Genomic DNA, 17,803 nt, shown 5'->3' on the forward strand with positions numbered 1-17,803 from the left:
AAGGTGGGAACGGTGGCGGGGCAGCACGAGGTCGTCCACATCGGGGGCTACACGGCGGAGTCGGACGGGCGGGCCGAGGGGATCGTCGCGGCCCGGCGTGATCCGGCGACCGGGGCGCTGACCCCGCTCGGCACGGTGGCGGTCACCCCGTCGCCGTCGTTCCTGGCCCGGCACCCCGGGCAGCCGGTGCTGTACGCCGTCAACGAGCTTCCCGAGGGCGGGCTGAGCGCCTTCCGGGTGGCCCCGGACGGCGGGCTCACCGCGCTGGGCGTACGCCCGACCGGCGGGGCCGAGCCGTGCCACCTCGCGATCGCGCCGGACGGGCGGCACGTGTTCGTGGCGAACTACGGCGGCGGCAGCCTGGCGGTGTTCCCGCTGGACCCCGACGGCGTGCCGGGGGAGCGCACCGACCTGGTGCGGCACGAGGGGCACGGCGCCGATCCGGAGCGGCAGGAGGCGGCGCACTGCCACATGGTCTCGCCCGACCCGGCCGACGGGCCGCTGCTCGCCGTCGACCTGGGCACCGACTCGGTCTACCGGTACGACCTCGACGCCGCCTCGGGGCGGCTGGTGCCCCGGGGCCCCCGGCTGCGGACGCCGGCCGGCACCGGGCCGCGGCATCTGGCCCGGCATCCGGACGGGCGGCGCTGCTGGCTGGTCGGTGAGCTGGACGCCACGCTCACCGGGTACGACCTGACGCCGGACGGACCGCGCCAGCGGGCCCGGGTCGACGCCAGCGGCCGGACCGGGCACGTGCAGCCCGCCGGGGTGGCGGTCGGGCCGGACGGCCGCTTCCTCTACGTCAGCAACCGCGGCGTCGGCACGGTGGCCGTGTTCGCGCTGGCGGGCGAGACGCCGGAGCTGGTGGCCGAGGTGGACGCCGGCGGTGGCTGGCCCCGGCACTTCGCGCTGGCCGGATCGCACCTGTACGTCGCCGACGAGCGGGCCGACCTGGTGCGGGTCTTCCGGGTGGACCCGGCCAGCGGGGTGCCGGAGCCGGTCGGGGAGCCGGTGCCGATGGCGAGCCCGACCTGCGTACTGGTGTGACGGAGCGGTCACGCAGCGCGCGATCCGCAGTGGACGGTGGCTGCCTCGGTCACTGATTCCTAACTCAGCGTGCCGATTTGGTGATCAACTGTTTCTCCTGCGTAACTTTCGTCCGAACGGTTGTGGCAGTAACCCCCCGAGATACGCAAGATGGTCACCGTGTCTGGCCGCCATCGTATGCGTCACAACCTCCGAGGAGCAGGCGCCGCCGCAGCGGCGACCGCGCTCGTCGCTGTCGTAGCCGGTTCCTGGTTCGGTTACCAGCAGTTGGCCGGCCCGAACTGCTCGGGTCGGATCGAGCTGTCGGTGTCGGCCGCCCCGGAGATCGCGCCGGCGGTGCAGGGAGCCGCCGACGAGTGGGTGGCCAACGGTGCGGCGGTCGGCGGCACCTGCATCGCGGTCAACGTCGCCTCGGCCGAGCCGGTCGACGTGGCCGCCGCCGTGGCGGGCAAGCACGGCGCCACGCTGGCCGGCGTCGGGCAGGCCAGCGGCACCGCGGTCACCCCGGACGTCTGGGTGCCCGACTCCTCGACCTGGCTGGTCCGGCTCAAGGCCGGCGGCGCGAGCGCCTTCGCCCCGGCCAACGGCGCCTCGATCGCGCGCAGTCCGGTGGTGGTCGCGCTGCCCGAGCCGGTGGCCACCCGGATCGGCTGGCCGGACAAGGAGTTCCGCTGGTCCGACCTGCTCCAGCAGGTGACCGCCAGCAAGCCGCTGCGGGCCGGGATCGTCGAGCCGACCCAGGACGCGGCCGGCCTGTCCGGCCTGCTCTCGCTCACCGCGGCGGCCAGCTCCACCGGTGAGGCCGGCTCCCCGAAGGCGCAGGAGGCGATGGTCGGGGCGCTGCGTGCGCTGGCCACCAACCGCTCCTCGCTGCGGCAGGACCTGCTCGCGCGGTTCCCGCGTTCGTCCGACCCGACGGCCATCGCCAACGGGCTGGGCGCGGCGGCGCTGTCCGAGGAGGACGTGATCGCCTACAACAACACGAAGCCGCCGATCAAACTCGCCGCGCTCTACCTCGACCCGCCGCCGATCCCGCTGGACTTCCCGTTCGCGGTGCTGCCCGGCATCGAGCCGAGCAAGGCGTCGGCCGCCCGGGTGCTCTTCGAGGCGCTGCGTTCCGCCGACTTCAAGGACCGGCTCGCCGCGCAGGCGCTGCGTGCGCCGGACGGCAACTGGGGTCGCGGCTTCCAGGCGCCGACGGGCGCGCCGAGCCCGTCCAACGGTGGGGAGAAGCAGGTCCCGCCGTCCGGCCAGGGCGGCGCGGCCGACCTGGACCCGGTCGCCATCTCGACGGCCACCACCACCTGGTCGGTGGCCACCCAGTCCGGTCGGATGCTCTGTGTCGTCGACGTCTCCGGTTCGATGAAGAAGCCGGTGGCCACCGCCAACGGCGCCAGCCGGGAGCAGGTCACGGTGGCCGCCGCCGGTCAGGGGCTGGGGCTCTTCGACGACTCCTGGTCGATCGGCCTGTGGACCTTCTCCACCAACCTGAAGGGTTCGCAGGACTGGAACGAGCTGGTCGGCATCCGGCCGTTGTCCGGCAACCGGGGCGAGTTGCAGCGCGGGCTGGCCTCCATCCGGCCCTCCAGCGGCGACACCGGCCTGTACGACACCATGCTCGCGGCGTACAAGAAGGTCCAGCAGGACTGGGAGCCCGGCAAGGTCAATTCGATCGTGCTCTTCACCGACGGCAAGAACGAGGACGACAACGGCATCTCGCAGAAGGCGCTGCTGGACCAGCTCAAGAAGCTCCGGGACGACGAGCAGCCGGTCCAGGTGATCATCATCGGCATCGGCACCGAGGTGAACCGCGCCGAGCTGAAGTCCATCACGGACGTCACCGGCGGCGGGGCGTTCGTGACCACCGACCCGAGCAAGATCGGCGAGATCTTCCTCCAGGCGATCGCGTTGCGGCCACCCGCGCCGCGCTGATCCCGCACTCAGCGATAATCTTCCGCCGTGCCGGCGATCCGGTGCGGCGGAAGGCTTCCCGGGTCAAGACCTGGGAAGTGAACTGACGGTAATGTGTCCGAATCAATCGGTAACCATAATTGTCCTGGCATGATGTCCGGGTGCCTCGACCGCAGGCCCTCCAACCGGGGCCGGGCGGGGACGGGGCGGTCCTGAGTTAAGTGGGGAGGACCGGTGACCTCGGCGACGTTGTTGACCCCTGCCAGGACGTCGCGTCCCGGGGGCGATCGACCCGGTGCGACGACGCGAGCCGCGGAGCGGGCCTATATCCGGGTCCTGGTGGTGCTCGACACCGCCGTCCTGGCCGTGGCCATCCTGGCCGGCTACCTGGCCCGGTTCGGTGACGAACCACCCACCGGGTCCGAGATCCCGTACGTGGTGGTCGCCCCGGTGCTGCTGCTGGTCTGGTTGGTGTCGCTGAGGGCCATGCGCTGCTACGACGACCAGGTCCTCGGCTACGGCGCGGACGAGTACCGCCGGGTCAGCGCCGCGAGCCTGCGGCTGGCCGGCGGCATCGCCATCGCCGGCTACATCGCCGACGTCGGGGTCTCCCGGGGCTTCCTGGCCATCTCCTTCGCGGTCGGCACGATCGGTCTGGAGGTGGCCCGGTTCGCGGCGCGCAAGCGGCTGCACCGCGCCCGCGACCGGGGCGCCGGCTGGTCCCGCAAGGTGCTCGTGGTCGGCGACACCGCGCACGTGCTGGAGCTGGTGCACACGCTGCGCCGGGAACCGTACGCCGGCTACCAGGTGGTCGGCGCGTGCATCCCGGACGCGCTGCTCGCCCCGGTGCCGCAGCGGCTGGGTGACGTGCCGGTGGTCGGGTCCTTCCGGGGCATCCCGGAGGCGGCCACCGCGATCGGCGCGGACACGGTCGCGGTCACCGCCTCCGGTGAGCTGACCGCCACCCGGCTGCGCCGCCTGGGCTGGCAGTTGGAGGGCACCGGTGTCGACCTGGTGGTGGCTCCGGCGCTGACCGACGTGGCCGGCCCGCGCATCCACACCCGTCCGGTGGCCGGCCTGCCGCTGATCCACGTCGAGGCGCCCGAGTTCCGCGGCGCCCGCAAGCTGGTCAAGGGTTTCGTGGACCGGTCGCTCTCGCTGATCGCTCTGCTCCTGCTCTCGCCGCTGCTGGGGGTGCTCGCGCTCGCCATCAAGCTGGACAGCCGGGGCCCGGTGCTGTTCCGGCAGACCCGGGTCGGGCAGGGCGGCGAGGAGTTCGGCGTCTTCAAGTTCCGCACCATGGTGGTCAACGCGGACGCCCTGCTCGCCGAGCTGGCCGCGCGCAACGAGACCGACGGCCTGATGTTCAAGATGCGCGACGACCCCCGGGTGACCCGGACGGGCCGGCTGCTGCGCAGGTGGTCGCTGGACGAGCTGCCCCAGCTCGCCAACGTGCTGCTCGGCCACATGAGCCTGGTCGGCCCGCGCCCGCCGCTGCCCTCGGAGGTGGCCCGCTACGACGGCGACGTGGCCCGCCGGCTGCTGGTCAAGCCCGGCATGACCGGCCTCTGGCAGGTCAGTGGCCGGTCCGACCTGAGCTGGGAGGACGGTATCCGGCTCGACCTCTACTACGTGGAGAACTGGTCGCTCGCGGCGGACCTGACCATCCTCTGGAAGACGTTCGGCGCGGTGCTGGGCAGCCGGGGCGCCTACTGATCCTGCGGGCCCAGCCAGTCCAGGCAGACGACCACCGCGTCGTCCACCAGGTCACCGGCGACGAAGGCGCGCAGGTCGCCGATGAGTGACCGGACCGCGTCCAGCGGCTCCATCGGGCCGGTGCGGCGCAGGAACCGGTCCAGGGCCGACTCGCCGTAACGGACCCGGTCCGTGGTGGCGTCGACCACGCCGTCGCTGACCACGAAGAGCCGGTCCCCGCGCTCCAGGTGGAACCGCTGCTCGCGGTAGTCGGTGCCCTCGAACATGCCGAGCGGGAACTGCTTCTCCAACGCCTGGGACGTCACCTCGCCGGCGCGCAGCCGGATCAGGTGCGGGGAGCCGGCGTCCACCGCGACCAGCGCCCCGGTGGCCAGGTCCAGCTCCATCAGCAGCACGGAGAGGTGCTGCTCGCCCCGGTGCTGGGCGTAGACCGCCTGGTCGGCCAGCGCGGCCTGGTCGGCCAGGGCCAGCCCGGCGCGGCGCGCGTTGCGCAGCGCGTACGTGGCCAGCGAGGTGAGCAGCGCCGCGGCCACCCCCTCGCCGAAGCCGTTGAGCACCGCGAGCCAGAGCCGGTGGCCGTCGTCGGACCAGTCGAAGCTGTCGCCGCGCACCGCGTACGCCGGCTCCAACTGGCCGGCCAGGCTGAACGACGGGCGGATGCGGCTGCGGCCGGGCAGCAGCTCCCACTGCATCTCGGCGGCCAGCGTGAGCCGCTGGCTGCGTCGGGCGCTCAGGTAGATGTCGGTGGTCGAGGTGACGGCGGCCACCTCGTGCCCGAGCACGGTCGCGATGGTGTCCAGCTCGTGCCGGGCGGCCGGGTCGGCGGGCACCGGCGAGACGCGGAGCACGCCGCGACGTTCGCCCCGCATCCCCACCGGGAACCAGCCGGTCCCGTCGGCGAACACCGGCTCCTGGTGGTCGAACGCGTACCAGGCCGGGTGGCCGGGGGCGGTCAGCGCCTCGCCGCCACCCAGCGGCAGCAGCTCGGCGAGCCGGTAGTCGACCTGGTACAGCTCGGTCCGGGTGATCCCGTACGTCCGCCGCAGCTCCTCGGCGAGGCGCGCCACGATGAGATCGGTCGGCGCGTCCGTCACGTTTCGGCGGGCGCGCGCCTCCGCTTCGCTCATCTTTGCTCCTTTGCACAGGTCGCCGGGCTGGTCCGGGGAGTAGTCTCGGGCCCACCATGACCGAGGAGCCCGGTCCCGTGGGACCCGAAGCGAGTATGTCCGCCGCCCTGGACGAGGCGGCGGGCACCCTGCTCTCCGTCTGGGAGGCGGCCCGGGAGCGGACCACGAGCCGCCTCTCCAGCGCCCAGTTGCGCGCGGTGATGGTCGTCGAGCAGTACGACGGGATCAACCTGCGCCGGCTCGCCTCGCTGACCGACATGCTGCTCTCCTCCGCCAGCCGGCTCTGCGACCGGCTGGTGGCGGCCGGCATGCTGGAGCGGGAGCCGGGCCGCTACGACCGGCGGGAGATCTCGCTGCACCTCACCCCGGCGGCCAACCGGCTCCTGGCCGAGCTGCGCGCCGACCGGCGGCGCCGGCTGGCGCGGATCCTGGCCGGGATGAGCGCCGAGGGGCGGGTGGCGCTGCTGCGCGGGATGCGGGAGTTCGACGAGGTCGGTCGCCGCGACGAGGCGACGGTGGCCGAGGACTGGCCGGTGCTGCGCCCCTCCGGGGAGCGGATCGGCGACCCGCTGGCCGGTCTGGGCGGCGTGCCGTCCCCACCCGGTCGACCGGTCCCGCCCCGCGCGCCCGCCGAGCCGGTCCCGCCCGACGGCCCCTCGGCGGTCCGCACCGCCTGACACCGCGCCCCCGACGTCCGTCGACACCGCGCCCCCGCCGTCGGTCGGCACCCTGGCCCCGCCGTCGTCGGCACCGGCGCCGGGCCGCCTCGGCGCGAGCACGCCACGCCGGTCAGCCGGACGAGACCGCGGCCCGCGCCGTCCGCAGCCGCGCGGCCACCCGGGGATATTCGGTCAGCGCCCCCTCCAGCGTGGCGAGCACGTCGTCCAGCAGGCGGCGGCCACCGCGGTCGGTGAGCGCCTCCTCCTGCCACCTGACGAAATCCCGCAACAGCAGGTCGTCGTCCACCCGTACCGCCGCCACCAGCGCGTCGACCAGGTGCGCGATGCCGGAGGCGACGTCCTCGACGCTCTCCTGCGACGGATCCACCGCGCCCAGCGCGAGCCGGACCAGCTCGCGCCGGCGGTGCAGCACCGCCACGTACGCGTCGTCCTTCGCCGGCGGCGGCGGGCCGGTGTGCGTGCCGGCGGGCAGCGGCCCGGCCAGCAACCGCACCGCGTCCCGCGCGCTGGCGCCCCATGCCGCCGCGCCGATCGCCGTCGCCCACCGGCCCTCGGGGCCGAACCCGGGCCCGCCGGCCAGCACCGGCACCCCGGCGGCCCGGCTGGCCTCCACCATCCGCGCCGCCCGCACCAGCCGGTTCGGCTGCACGCAACTGAGCAGCACCGCCTCCGGGCCGGTCTGGTGCAGGTAGGAAACCAGGTGCCGGGCCGGCACACTGGCCCCCAGGAACGTCACCCGCCAGCCGGCCGCGCGGACCACCTCGCTGACGATCCGGGCGGCCAGCGCGTGCCACTCGCCCTCCACGCAGGCCACCACCACGAGACCGTGGCGCGGCGCGCCGACGCTCGCCCCGAGCGCGTCCACCACCAGCTCACTGACGTGGGTGGCGGCGTGTTCCTGGGCGACGCTCCACGAGCCGGTGAGCCACCGCCGGCCGATCTCCCGCTGCGCCACCGCGACCAGGTCGACCAGGACGTCCGCCACCGAACAGCCGCCGGCCACCAGGTCGCGGGCGAGCGCCACGGCGGCGACCCGGTCGGCCCGGTCCAGGTGGTCGAGGTACGCGGCGAGCGTCTCCGGCCCGATCCCGCAGGACGGGCTCACCCGGCGGCCACGGCCAGCATGGCGATGTCGTCGTGCGGCTGCCCGTCGAGCCACTCGTCCACGAGTTGGAGCACCCGGTCGACGAGCGCGGCCGGTGGCAGCCCGGCCCCGGAGGCGAGCGCCTGCCGTAGCCGGTCGTCGCCGAACATGGTCGGCTCGGTGGGGCCGCCCCGGGCCTCGGTGACCCCGTCGGTGTAGGCCAGCAACAGGTCACCGGGGGCCAGCCGCACCTCGACCTCGGCGAACCGGGCCGCGGTCAGCGCGCCGACCGGCATGCCGCCCACCCGGACCGCGTCGATGCCACCGCCGGCGCGGACCACCAGCGGCGCCGGGTGCCCGCCGCCGGCCATCCGGACCAGCAGCCCCCCGTCGGGTTGCCGGCTCAGCGTGCCGAGCAGGAGCGTGGTGAACTGGGCCCGCGAGGCCGCGCCCGGCGCGTCCAGCAGCGCGCGGTTGAGCAGCTCCATCAGCTCCCGGGGACGCTGCTCGACCAGGCGCAGGGTCTGCAACGACTGGCGTACCCGCCCGGTCAGCACGGCCGCGCCGACGCCCTTGCCGCAGACGTCGCCGAGCGCGAACAGACCGCCGTCGCCGGTGGGGAACAGGTCGTAGAAGTCGCCGCCGATGCGCAGGCTGTCCCCGGCGGCACGGTAGCCGCCGGCCAGCGTCATCCCGGGCAGGCGGGGCAGCGCCGGCGGGAGCAGGCTGTTCTGGAGCACCCGGGCCAGGTGGGTCTGCTCGCCGTACAGCTCGGCGGCGGCCAGCGCGGCGCCGGCCCGGCCGGCGAACTCCCGGGCCAGCGCGATCTCCCGCTGGTCGAAGCCGGCCCGGTCGGGGCGGCGGGCCAGGACCAGCGCCCCGGCCGGCCCGCCGGCGCTGGGCATCGGGCTGATCAGCACGGTGCCCGGCCGGCCGAAGTCGGCGGGCAGCACCTCGGCCAGGTCGGCCAGCTCGGCGTCGAGCCAGGGGCTGGGCGCGGTGAGGTCGCCGTCGAGCGCCTCGACCAGGCCGGGGACGGACTCCACGGTCCGCCAGCCGGCCACGCCGGTGGTCGGTCCGGCGTCGCCGGTGGCGTACCGGATCCAGTGCGGCTCGTCCTCGGCCGGCGGCGGCGGTCGGTGCACCACCACGGCGACGTCGGCCAGGTAGGGCACCGGCAGGGCGACGGCGGCGCGCAGCGTCTGGTCCCGGTGCAGGGAGAGCCCGAGCCGGCTGCCGGCCTGGGCCAGGAACGCGGTCCGGGAGCGTTCGGTGAGCAGCGCGTCGGTACGCGCGTGCTCCTCGGTGACGTCCCGCACATACCAGGCGCCGCGCTCGTCGGCCAGCCCGCGCCGCAGGCCGCGCAGTCGCCGGCCGAGGTGCTCGGTCTCGAACGTGTCGGCGCCGTCGCGAGCCGCCTCGGCCAGCGCGGGCACCCGGCAGCCGGCCAGGCCGACGCCCGGCGTCAGCTCGGGAAGAAGCTCCGCCGCCATGGCGTTCACCAGGGTCACCACGCCGGCCGGGTCGACCGTCACGACGGCCTCGGCCAGCCCGTCCAGCAGCTCTCGGGCGAGCCGGTCGTCGGCCGGCAGCGCGACCCCGGCCACCCGCCGGGGTCGTTTCCTCCAGCCGTGTCCACCGCCGCTGACCGGCCCGGCGACACCGCCCCGGCGTGCGGCGGTCACCGCCGCTGGCCGGGCGCTTCGGTCGGTCGACCCGTGTGCATGCTGTCGGTGCACTCCTCGTTCGTGGACAGGTTGCCTGACGGCAAGCGTACCGAGCGGGAGCGACGAATGCCCGTCCAGGAATGCGCGGGGCCCTGCTCAGCCGGTGGCGGCGCGGGCGAGCCAGCCGACCGGGCGGTCGACGATGCGGCGTACCACCGAGGTGGCGCCGCCGACCGCGGCCGACTGGGCGCCGAGCGCGGCGGGCCGCACCGTGACCGGTGACCAGGCGGCGGTGAGCACCCGTCGGGAGATCTCCGCCACCACCGGCGGGCACAACCACGGCGCGAGCGGGGCGTATCCGCCGCCGAGCACCACGGTGTCCAGGTCCAGCAGGTTCACCACGCCCGCCACCGCCACCCCCAGCGCCACCCCGGCGTCGGCCAGCGCGGCAAGCGTGGCCCGGTCCCCGGCCCCGGCCAGGTCGGCGAGCCGGGTGGCGGCGGTGTCGGCGGGCAGCTCCGCGCCGGGCAGCCCGGCGGCGGCGAGGATGGCCTCCTGGCCGGCGTACCGCTCCAGGCAGCCCTGGCCACCGCACCGGCAGGGCCGCCCCTGCGGCTGGACCGGGAAGTGACCGATCTCTCCGCTCCAGCCGCGTGCGCCCCGGTAGAGCGCGCCGTCCAGCACGATCCCGGCGCCGATGCCGATCTCACCGGTGACGTGCAGGAAGCTGCGCGGGCCGGCCGGCCCGGCGTACAGCTCGCCCAGCGCCGCCAGGTTGGCCTCGTTCTCCACCACCAGCGGCGGGACACCGTCGACCGGCTCGACGAGCGGACGCCCGGCGAGCAGCGCCGGCACGTCCACGTCCCGCCAGCCGAGGTTCGGGGCCAACCGGACCAGGCCGCCGTCGCCCACCAGGCCGGGCACGGCCAGCGTCGCGCCGGCCAGCGTCAACCCGTCGCGTACGGCGGCGGCGCGCGCCTCGGCGGCCAGCGCGGTGAGCCGGTCGAGCGCGTCGACGGGGGAGACCGGCCGCAGGTCGGCGCGACGGACCAGGTGGTGCCGGACCGTGCCGCTCAGGTCGACCACGCAGGCCGCCAGGTAGTCGACGTTCACCTCCAGCCCCAACCCGGCCGGGCCGTCCGTGGCGAGCACCAGGCCGCGTGCCGGCCGGCCCGCCCCGGTCCGCGGGGCCGGCTCCGCCTCGGCGACCAGCCGCCCGGCGATCAGGTCGTCGACGACGGCGGAGACGGTGGCCCGGGTCAGCCCGGTCCCGGCGGCGAGCCCGGCCCGCGACGGAGGTCGGTCGGCGGCGGCGATCCGCCCGAGCACGACCGCGAGGTTCAACTCGCGCAGGCTGCCCTGCCGGACCGCTCCGGCGGTGCTGGCGCTGGTCACCACTTGACACTGCCACATCCCCGCCATTTAATTCAACCGCTGAACAAATCGCGGACGACACCACCACCGGAGGTTCCCATGGCACCCCGTCCCACCCCCGCGGACAAGTTCTCCTTCGGCCTCTGGACGGTGGGCTGGACCGCCCGCGACCCGTTCGGCGACGCCACCCGCCCCGAGCTGGACGCCGTCGAGGCGGTGCACCGCCTCGCCGAGCTGGGCGCGTACGGGATCACGTTCCACGACGACGACCTGGTCCCGTTCGGCGCGGACGCGGCCACCCGGGACGCCCGGCTGAGCCGGTTCCGTAAGGCGCTCGACGAGACCGGCCTGGTCGTGCCGATGGTCACCACCAACCTCTTCACCCATCCGGTGTTCAAGGACGGCGGCTTCACCAGCAACGACCGCGACGTGCGCCGGTACGCGCTGCGCAAGGTGCTGCGCAACGTCGACCTCGCCGCCGAGCTGGGCGCGAAGACGTTCGTCATGTGGGGCGGCCGGGAGGGCGCCGAGTACGACCTGTCCAAGAACATCGGCGCCGCGCTGGAGCGCTACCGCGAGGCCGTCGACCTGCTCTGCCAGTACGTCGTCGACCAGGGCTACGACCTGCGCTTCGCCATCGAGCCGAAGCCGAACGAGCCGCGCGGCGACATCCTGCTGCCCACCGTCGGCCACGCGATCGCGTTCATCTCCACCCTGGCCCGCCCGGAGATGGTCGGGCTCAACCCGGAGGTCGGCCACGAGCAGATGGCCGGGCTCAACTTCGCCCACGGCATCGCCCAGGCGCTCTGGCAGGGCAAGCTGTTCCACATCGACCTCAACGGCCAGCGCGGCATCAAGTACGACCAGGACCTGGTCTTCGGCCACGGCGACCTGCTCAACGCGTTCGCCCTGGTCGACCTGCTGGAGCACGGCGGCCCGGACGGCGGCCCCGCGTACGACGGCCCGCGGCACTTCGACTACAAGCCCTCCCGGACCGAGGACATCGCCGGGGTGTGGGCGTCGGCCGCCGCGAACATGAGCACGTACCTGCTGCTCAAGGAGCGCGCCAAGGCGTTCCGCGCCGACCCCGAGGTGGCCGAGGCGCTCGCCGCCAGCCGGGTGGCCGAGCTGTCCACGCCGACGCTGAACCCGGGCGAGGGCTACGCCGAGCTGCTCGCCGACCGGACCGCGTTCGAGGAGTTCGACCCGGAGGCCGCCGGCGCGAAGGGCTTCGGCTTCGTCCGGCTCAACCAGCTCGCCGTCGAGCACCTGCTCGGCGCGCGCTGAGGCCGGCCGCCATGCCGCTCGTCGCCGGGGTCGACTCGTCGACCCAGTCCTGCAAGGTGGTGGTCCGGGACGCGGAGACCGGCGCGCTGGTCCGGCAGGGCCGCGCGCCGCACCCGGCCGGCACCGAGGTCGACCCGTACGCCTGGTGGGACGCGCTGCGCGCCGCGGTCGCGGCGGCCGGCGGGCTGGCCGACGTGGCCGCCGTCTCGGTCGGCGGCCAGCAGCACGGCATGGTCTGCCTGGACGAGTCGGGCGAGGTGGTCCGGCCGGCGCTGCTGTGGAACGACACCCGATCCGCCGACGCCGCCCGGGAACTGGTCGAGGAGGCCGGCGGCGGGGAGACCGGCCGCCGGTTCTGGGCCGACGCCACCGGCGCGGTGCCGGTGGCCAGCTTCACCGCCACCAAGTTGCGCTGGCTGGCCCGGCACGAGCCGGCGAACGCCGACCGGGTGGCCGCGGTCTGCCTGCCCCACGACTGGCTGACCTGGAAACTGGCCGGTGCGCCCGGGCTGGACGCGCTGCGCACCGACCGGGGCGACGCCAGCGGCACCGGCTACTGGTCACCGCGTACCGGCGAATACCGGCTCGACCTGCTGGAGCAGGCGTTCGGCCGGCGGATCCGGGTGCCGGTGGTGCTCGGTCCGGCCGAGGCGGCCGGGCACCTCGACCCGACGGCGCTCGACGGCGGTCCGGCCGCGCACTCGTCCGGCGGCGGGGCAGCCGGCGGGGTCGGTCCGTCCGGCGGCGTCGGGCCGGTGCTGCTCGGCCCGGGCACCGGGGACAACGCCGCGGCGGCCCTCGGCGTCGGCGCCGGTCCCGGCGACGTGATCGTCTCGATCGGCACCTCCGGCACCGTCTTCGCGGTCGCGGACGCACCGGCCGCCGACCCGAGCGGCGCGGTGGCCGGCTTCGCGGACGCCACCGGGCGGTTCCTGCCACTGGTCGCCACGCTGAACGCGGCCCGGGTGCTGGACGCCGCCGCCACGTTGCTCGGCGTCGACCTGGACACGCTCGGCGAGTTGGCGCTGTCCGCCCCGGCCGGCGCGGACGGGCTGGTGCTGGTGCCGTACCTGGAGGGGGAGCGGACCCCGAACCGGCCGCACGCCACCGGCAGCCTGCACGGCCTCACGCTCGGCACCTCGACCCCGGCGCACCTGGCCCGGGCCGCCGTCGAGGGGCTGCTGTGCGGGCTGGCCGACGGCCTCGACGCGCTGCTCGCGCAGGGCGCCCGTGCGGACCGGATCATCCTGGTCGGCGGCGGCGCCCGGTCCGCCGCGGTCCGGCGGATCGCGCCGCAGGTCTTCGGCCGCCCGGTGGTGGTCCCGCCGCCGGGCGAGTACGTCGCGGACGGCGCGGCCCGACAGGCCGCCTGGGTGGCGCTGGGCGGTGGTGCCCCGCCCGGCTGGTCCATCGGCGCCACCGAGGAGTACACCGCCGCCCCCGTCCCCACCATCCGCGAGCACTACGCCCGCGCCCGGGGGTAAGGAGGGGGCCCCGGCTAACGCCTCGCGCATGACAGGGGCCCCGCTTGACAACAAGCACCGGGGGGTCGCGCTGCGCGAGGGGCACGGGCCTGGTTGGCTGCCGGCATGAGCGGCACGAGGGTCTCCCGGCGCGGGAACGCGGCGCACCGGTTCTACAGCGTCGTGGTCTTCGTCGTGCTCGCCTCGCTGGACAATGTGGCGATCGGCCTGGTGCCTCCGCTGTACGGGCCGATCTCCGGCGCGCTCGGCGTGCCGCAGCGGTTGCTCGGCCTGGTCACCGCCGTCAGCTTCCTGGTCAGCGCCGTGGCGGCGGTGGGCTGGGCGTACGTCGGGGACCGCACCAACCGCAAGCCGCTGCTCATGGTCGGCACGCTCATCTGGGCGGCCGGCACCGGCGGCAGCGCGCTGGCCGGGCACTACTCGACGTTCCTGGTCGCCCAACTCGTCGCCGCGGTCGGGCTGGGCGCGGTCGGCTCGGTGGGCTTCTCCGTGGTCACCGACCTGATCTCGCCGCGCCGCCGCGGCCTGGTGATGAGCTTCTGGGGCCTGTCCCAGGGCGTCGGCACGCTGGCCGGCACGCTGGTCGGCGGGCTGCTCGGCGCGACCGACTGGCGGCGACCGTTCCTGCTGCTGACCGGCGTCGGCCTGGCCGCCACCATGGCGTACCTGTTCACCTACGACATCCGGCGCGGGCAGAGCGAGCCGGAGCTGGCCGAGGCGTTGGACGCCGGGGGCGAGTACGACTACCGGATCAGCCGCGCCGACCTGCCCCGGATCCTGGCCCGGCGGACCAACCGCTGGCTGATCCTCCAGGGGCTCACCGCGCAGGCCGCGTTCGGCTCGCTGGTCTGGCTGCCGGTGCTGTTCAGCCAGCGGGCCGAGGCGCAGGGCTACTCGGCGGCCACCGCGGTGGTGGTGGGCAGCGTCTTCGCCACCCTGTTCCAGCTCGGCGGCGTGCTCTCCATCGTGGGTGGGCTGGTCGGCGACGCGCTGCAACGGCGTACCCCGAGCGGTCGGGCCCGGGTCGCGGCCGTGGGCGTCCTCGCGGCCGTGCCGTTCTACCTGGTCCTGTTCTTCGTGCCGCTGCGCATCGACGTGCCGGACGGCGGCAGCTCCGGCGCGGTGGTGGCGGCGGTGCTGTCCAGCGTGCTGACCGAGCCGACGATCGGGCTGAGCCTGCTCACCGCCGTGGTGGCGCTGGCGCTCACCTCGGCCAACTCGCCCAACTGGTTCGCGCTGATCGCCGACGTCAACCCGCCCGAGCACCGGGGCACCGTCTACAGCCTCGGCAACCTGGTCAACGGCGTCGGCCGGGCGGCCGGCAACGGGCTGGTCGGGGTGGCGTTCGCCGCGCTGCGGGTGGCGTTCCCGCCGCCGTTGAACTACGCGGTCGGGCTGGCCGCGTTCCAGCTCTTCTTCGTCCCGACCGGGATCATGTACTGGCTGGCGGCCCGGACGTCCCCCCGCGACATCGCGCAGGTGCACGACCTGCTGCACGCCCGCGCCGACCGCCCCGACGCCCTCGACCTCCCCGAAGGAGGGGCCCCCTCCTGACAGGTGGTGTCAAGAGGGGGCCCTTCCTATACCGGAGGCGTTGACCGGGGGCCCCTCCTTACACCGCCAGCCAGACGGTGACGTCGGTGGGGACTGACGCGTCGGTCAGGGGGGCGCTGGCGGCCAGCACCGTGGCGCCGTCCGGCAGCGGGGCCGGCTCGGGGCCGAAGTTGGTCAGCACGGTGAGGCCGCCGTTGGTGAACGTGAGCACCTCGTCGCCGGAGGAGAGGAAACGCATCGGGCCCCGGGCCAGTCCGTGCTCCCGGCGCAGCCGCAGCGCGGTCCGGTACAGCTCGTACGTCGAGCCGGGCACCCCGCGCTGGCGGTCCAGCGCGTACTCGGCCCAGATCGGCGGCTGGGGCAGCCAGCTCGCGTCGGTCGGGCCGAAGCCGTACGACGGGGCGTCGGCCTCCCACGGAATCGGCACCCGGCAGCCGTCCCGGCCGCGCTGGGTGTGCCCGCTGCGCGCCCAGGTCGGGTCCTGCCGGGCCTCGTCGGGCAGCGTGGTGTGTTCCGGCAGCCCCAGCTCCTCACCCTGGTAGAGGTAGGCCGAGCCGGGCAGCGCCAGCATCAGCAGGCTGGCCGCCCGGGCCCGGCGCAGGCCCAGCGCCACGTCCGGCTGCGGGTCGTCGACGCCGATGCCGTTCATCCGGCCGCCGCCGGTGGTCAGCCCGAGCCGGGAGGCGTGCCGGACCACGTCGTGGTTGGACAGCACCCAGGTGGTGGGCGCGCCGACCGCGTCGGTGGCCTCCAGCGAGCGGGTGATCACCGCGTACTGGGCGGGCGCGGTCCAGGCGGCCATCAGGTACTCGAAGTTGAACGCCTGGTGCATCTCGTCCGGCCGGACGTAGCGGGCCAGCCGCTCGGCCGGCTCCACCCAGGCCTCGGCGACCAGGACCCGCTCCCCGGCGTACGAGTCGAGCAGCCGCCGCCACTCCCGGTAGACCTCGTGCACGCCGTCCTGGTCCCACATCGGCGGGCGGGGCTTGTCCGCCTCGTTGCCGGAGAGGATCTCCTGCGGCTCCTGCCAGTCGGCCAGGTCGGCCTGCTTGATCAGCCCGTGCGCCACGTCCACCCGGAACCCGTCGACGCCGCGGTCCAGCCAGAAGCGCAGCACGCCGAGGAACTCCTCGCGGACCTCCGGGTTGTCCCAGTTGAGGTCCGGCTGGCCGGGGTCGAACAGGTGGAGGTACCACTGCCCGTCGGGCAGTCGGGTCCAGGCCGGCCCGCCGAACACGCTCTCCCAGTCGTTCGGCGGCTCGGCGCCGTCCGGCCCCTTGCCGTCCCGGATGACGTACCGCTGCCGTTCCGGGCTGCCCGGCGCGGCGGCCACCGCGGCGGTGAACCAGCGGTGCGCGGACGAGGTGTGGTTGGGCACCAGGTCGACGATCACCCGCAGGCCGCGGGCCTTCGCCTCGGCGATCATCTGGTCGGCGTCGGCGAGCGTGCCGAAGAGCGGGTCGACGTCCCGGTAGTCGGCCACGTCGTAGCCGGCGTCGGCCTGCGGGGACGGATAGAACGGGGACAGCCAGACCGCGTCGACCCCCAGTTCGGCGAGGTGGTCGAGGCGGGCGGTGATGCCCGGGAGGTCGCCGATGCCGTCACCGTCGGAGTCGGCGAACGAGCGCGGGTAGACCTGGTAGATGACCGCCTCGGTCCACCAGCCGGTGGCCGGGGCCTGCTGCGTCGCGTCGGTGTTCAGCGCCTTCTCCCTGTCGTGGATGCCTGACGAACGGGTCCGTTCAGTGTGCCCGGGGCGGCGCGGTCGAGTCCCGCACGACCAGCCGAGTGGGGAGGATCACCGAGGTCGGCGTCCGTCCGTCGCCGGCGGCCCCGCGCGGCGCCGGCACCGGTCCGGGGTACGGGTCGGCGGCGCCCGCCCCCAGCGGGTCGAGCAGGATACGGGCGGCGAGGCGCCCCTGGTCGGCGGCGGGTTGGGCGATGGTGCTCAGCCCCAGCACGCCGGCCAGGTCGTGGTCGTCGATGCCGATCACGCTGACGTCCTGCGGCACCCGCAGCCCGGCGTCGCGCAGCGCGCTGACCGCGCCCATCGCCATCTCGTCGCAGGCGGCGAAGATGGCGGTCGGTGGCTCGCCCCGGGCCAGCAACTCGGCGGTGGCGTGGGTGCCGCCGTCGATGGTGAACTGGGACTCGACGTCGAGGCTCGGGTCGGGCCGGAGGCCGGCGGCGCGCAGCGCCTCCTGGTAGCCGCGCCGCCGGTCCAGGTGGGTGGTGAACGCCAGCTCGTCGTCCGGGTCGCCGGAGATGTGCGCGATCCGGGTGTGCCCGAGGTCGAGCAGGTGGCGGGTGGCGGTGCGGGCGGCGGCCACGTCGTCGATCCGGACGCAGGGCCAGCCGGGCACTCCACTGCCGGAGCTGATCGTCACGCCGGGCAGGTCGAGTTTGGTGAGCGCGTGCACGTCCGCCGCGCGCAGCGGCGTGGCGACCAGGATGATCGCGTCCACCCGCTTGTGCAGGCTGGCCGTGCGCAGCACCCGCTGGCGGGTCTGCTCCCGGCCGCCGAGGTTGTAGAGCAGCGTGTCGTAGCCGTGCTGCTGGAGGGAGTCCTCGACCGCCTCCACCACGGTGCCGAAGAACCACCTGGTGATCCGCGGGACCACCACGGCGACGGTGCCGGTCCGCCCGCCGGCGAGCCGGGAGGCGCTGGGCGAGACCGCGTACTGGAGTTGCTCGGCGGCGGCGAGGACCCGGCGGCGGGTGGCGGCCGAGACCGTCGGCAGGCCGCGCAACGCGCGGGAGACGGTGGCCGTGGAGACCCCGGCCAGGCGGGCGACGTCGTCAATCTTGGTCATCGTGGCTCCCCGCTGCGACCCGTGTCCCGCCGCCGCCGGCACACCGGCGGCGGCGGGAC

General features: G+C 75.1%; 13 protein-coding genes. 7 read left to right on the forward strand and 6 right to left on the reverse strand.

The annotated features are described in order from the left end of the window. Window positions 1-12 precede the first annotated feature (12 nt). From ACIA6B_RS26455 to ACIA6B_RS26465, 3 genes are all read left to right on the forward strand, one after another. The gene (locus ACIA6B_RS26455; protein WP_396777330.1) at window positions 13-1,047 is read left to right on the forward strand and encodes a lactonase family protein; all 1,035 of its coding nucleotides are present in this window, start codon (window positions 13-15) and stop codon (window positions 1,045-1,047) included. Window positions 1,048-1,224: 177 nt separating this feature from the next. Further along, window positions 1,225-2,979 (forward strand): substrate-binding domain-containing protein, encoded by a 1,755-nt coding sequence (locus ACIA6B_RS26460; protein ID WP_396777332.1) that lies wholly within the window; start codon window positions 1,225-1,227, stop codon window positions 2,977-2,979. A gap of 213 nt (window positions 2,980-3,192) precedes the next feature. Continuing rightward, complete coding sequence (locus ACIA6B_RS26465; protein WP_396777334.1) at window positions 3,193-4,674, forward strand: sugar transferase; 1,482 nt, start codon at window positions 3,193-3,195, stop codon at window positions 4,672-4,674. On the opposite strand, the gene ACIA6B_RS26470 is transcribed toward ACIA6B_RS26465, so the two are convergent. Beyond that, window positions 4,668-5,801 carry a PP2C family protein-serine/threonine phosphatase gene (locus ACIA6B_RS26470; protein ID WP_396777335.1) on the reverse strand — a complete coding sequence of 378 codons (1,134 nt, stop codon included), beginning with the start codon at window positions 5,799-5,801 and terminating at the stop codon, window positions 4,668-4,670. The genes ACIA6B_RS26465 and ACIA6B_RS26470 overlap by 7 nt on opposite strands. A gap of 95 nt (window positions 5,802-5,896) precedes the next feature. On the opposite strand from ACIA6B_RS26470, the gene ACIA6B_RS26475 reads away from it, so the two are divergent. Beyond that, on the forward strand, window positions 5,897-6,478 hold the full coding sequence (locus tag ACIA6B_RS26475; RefSeq protein WP_396777337.1) for a MarR family winged helix-turn-helix transcriptional regulator: 582 nt from the start codon (window positions 5,897-5,899) through the stop codon (window positions 6,476-6,478). Window positions 6,479-6,590: 112 nt separating this feature from the next. Here the strand turns inward: ACIA6B_RS26475 and ACIA6B_RS26480 are convergent, their stop codons facing one another. The 3 genes from ACIA6B_RS26480 to ACIA6B_RS26490 all read right to left on the reverse strand — a co-directional run bounded on the left by ACIA6B_RS26480 (window position 6,591) and on the right by ACIA6B_RS26490 (window position 10,654). Further along, window positions 6,591-7,586 (reverse strand): B12-binding domain-containing protein, encoded by a 996-nt coding sequence (locus tag ACIA6B_RS26480; RefSeq protein ID WP_396777339.1) that lies wholly within the window; start codon window positions 7,584-7,586, stop codon window positions 6,591-6,593. Beyond that, a complete protein-coding gene (locus ACIA6B_RS26485; protein ID WP_396777341.1) occupies window positions 7,583-9,250 on the reverse strand; it encodes a SpoIIE family protein phosphatase in 1,668 nt (555 codons plus the stop codon). Before ACIA6B_RS26485 ends, ACIA6B_RS26480 begins: the two co-directional genes overlap by 4 nt. A gap of 138 nt (window positions 9,251-9,388) precedes the next feature. Further along, a complete protein-coding gene (locus ACIA6B_RS26490; protein WP_396777343.1) occupies window positions 9,389-10,654 on the reverse strand; it encodes an ROK family protein in 1,266 nt (421 codons plus the stop codon). A gap of 51 nt (window positions 10,655-10,705) precedes the next feature. On the opposite strand from ACIA6B_RS26490, the gene xylA reads away from it, so the two are divergent. The 3 genes from xylA (at window position 10,706) to ACIA6B_RS26505 (ending at window position 14,931) form a co-directional block, all read left to right on the forward strand. After that, window positions 10,706-11,893, forward strand: coding sequence for a xylose isomerase (gene xylA, locus ACIA6B_RS26495; protein ID WP_281937495.1), 1,188 nt, complete (start codon window positions 10,706-10,708; stop codon window positions 11,891-11,893). A gap of 11 nt (window positions 11,894-11,904) precedes the next feature. Next, on the forward strand, window positions 11,905-13,377 hold the full coding sequence (gene xylB / locus ACIA6B_RS26500) for a xylulokinase (RefSeq protein WP_396777345.1): 1,473 nt from the start codon (window positions 11,905-11,907) through the stop codon (window positions 13,375-13,377). Between the two features lie 105 nt (window positions 13,378-13,482). Continuing rightward, window positions 13,483-14,931 (forward strand): MFS transporter, encoded by a 1,449-nt coding sequence (locus ACIA6B_RS26505; protein ID WP_396777348.1) that lies wholly within the window; start codon window positions 13,483-13,485, stop codon window positions 14,929-14,931. A 58-nt stretch (window positions 14,932-14,989) separates the two neighbouring features. Here ACIA6B_RS26505 and ACIA6B_RS26510 read toward each other — a convergent pair whose 3' ends face one another. Both ACIA6B_RS26510 and ACIA6B_RS26515 read right to left on the reverse strand, forming a co-directional pair. Then, window positions 14,990-16,633, reverse strand: coding sequence for a glycoside hydrolase family 13 protein (locus ACIA6B_RS26510; protein ID WP_396777512.1), 1,644 nt, complete (start codon window positions 16,631-16,633; stop codon window positions 14,990-14,992). A gap of 40 nt (window positions 16,634-16,673) precedes the next feature. Further along, window positions 16,674-17,744 carry a LacI family DNA-binding transcriptional regulator gene (locus ACIA6B_RS26515; RefSeq protein WP_396777350.1) on the reverse strand — a complete coding sequence of 357 codons (1,071 nt, stop codon included), beginning with the start codon at window positions 17,742-17,744 and terminating at the stop codon, window positions 16,674-16,676. Window positions 17,745-17,803 lie beyond the last annotated feature (59 nt).

Source organism: Micromonospora sp. NPDC051141 (genome assembly GCF_044455765.1).
Classification (GTDB): domain Bacteria; phylum Actinomycetota; class Actinomycetes; order Mycobacteriales; family Micromonosporaceae; genus Micromonospora.

Coding starts and splice junctions, on each gene's coding strand:
- ACIA6B_RS26475 (WP_396777337.1), top strand. CDS start 5,897: ATGTCCGCCGCCCTGGACGAGGCGGCGGGCACCCTGCTCTCCGTCTGG.
- ACIA6B_RS26460 (WP_396777332.1), top strand. CDS start 1,225: ATGCGTCACAACCTCCGAGGAGCAGGCGCCGCCGCAGCGGCGACCGCG.
- xylB (WP_396777345.1), top strand. CDS start 11,905: ATGCCGCTCGTCGCCGGGGTCGACTCGTCGACCCAGTCCTGCAAGGTG.
- xylA (WP_281937495.1), top strand. CDS start 10,706: ATGGCACCCCGTCCCACCCCCGCGGACAAGTTCTCCTTCGGCCTCTGG.
- ACIA6B_RS26515 (WP_396777350.1), bottom strand. CDS start 17,744: ATGACCAAGATTGACGACGTCGCCCGCCTGGCCGGGGTCTCCACGGCC.
- ACIA6B_RS26505 (WP_396777348.1), top strand. CDS start 13,483: ATGAGCGGCACGAGGGTCTCCCGGCGCGGGAACGCGGCGCACCGGTTC.
- ACIA6B_RS26490 (WP_396777343.1), bottom strand. CDS start 10,654: ATGGCGGGGATGTGGCAGTGTCAAGTGGTGACCAGCGCCAGCACCGCC.
- ACIA6B_RS26470 (WP_396777335.1), bottom strand. CDS start 5,801: ATGAGCGAAGCGGAGGCGCGCGCCCGCCGAAACGTGACGGACGCGCCG.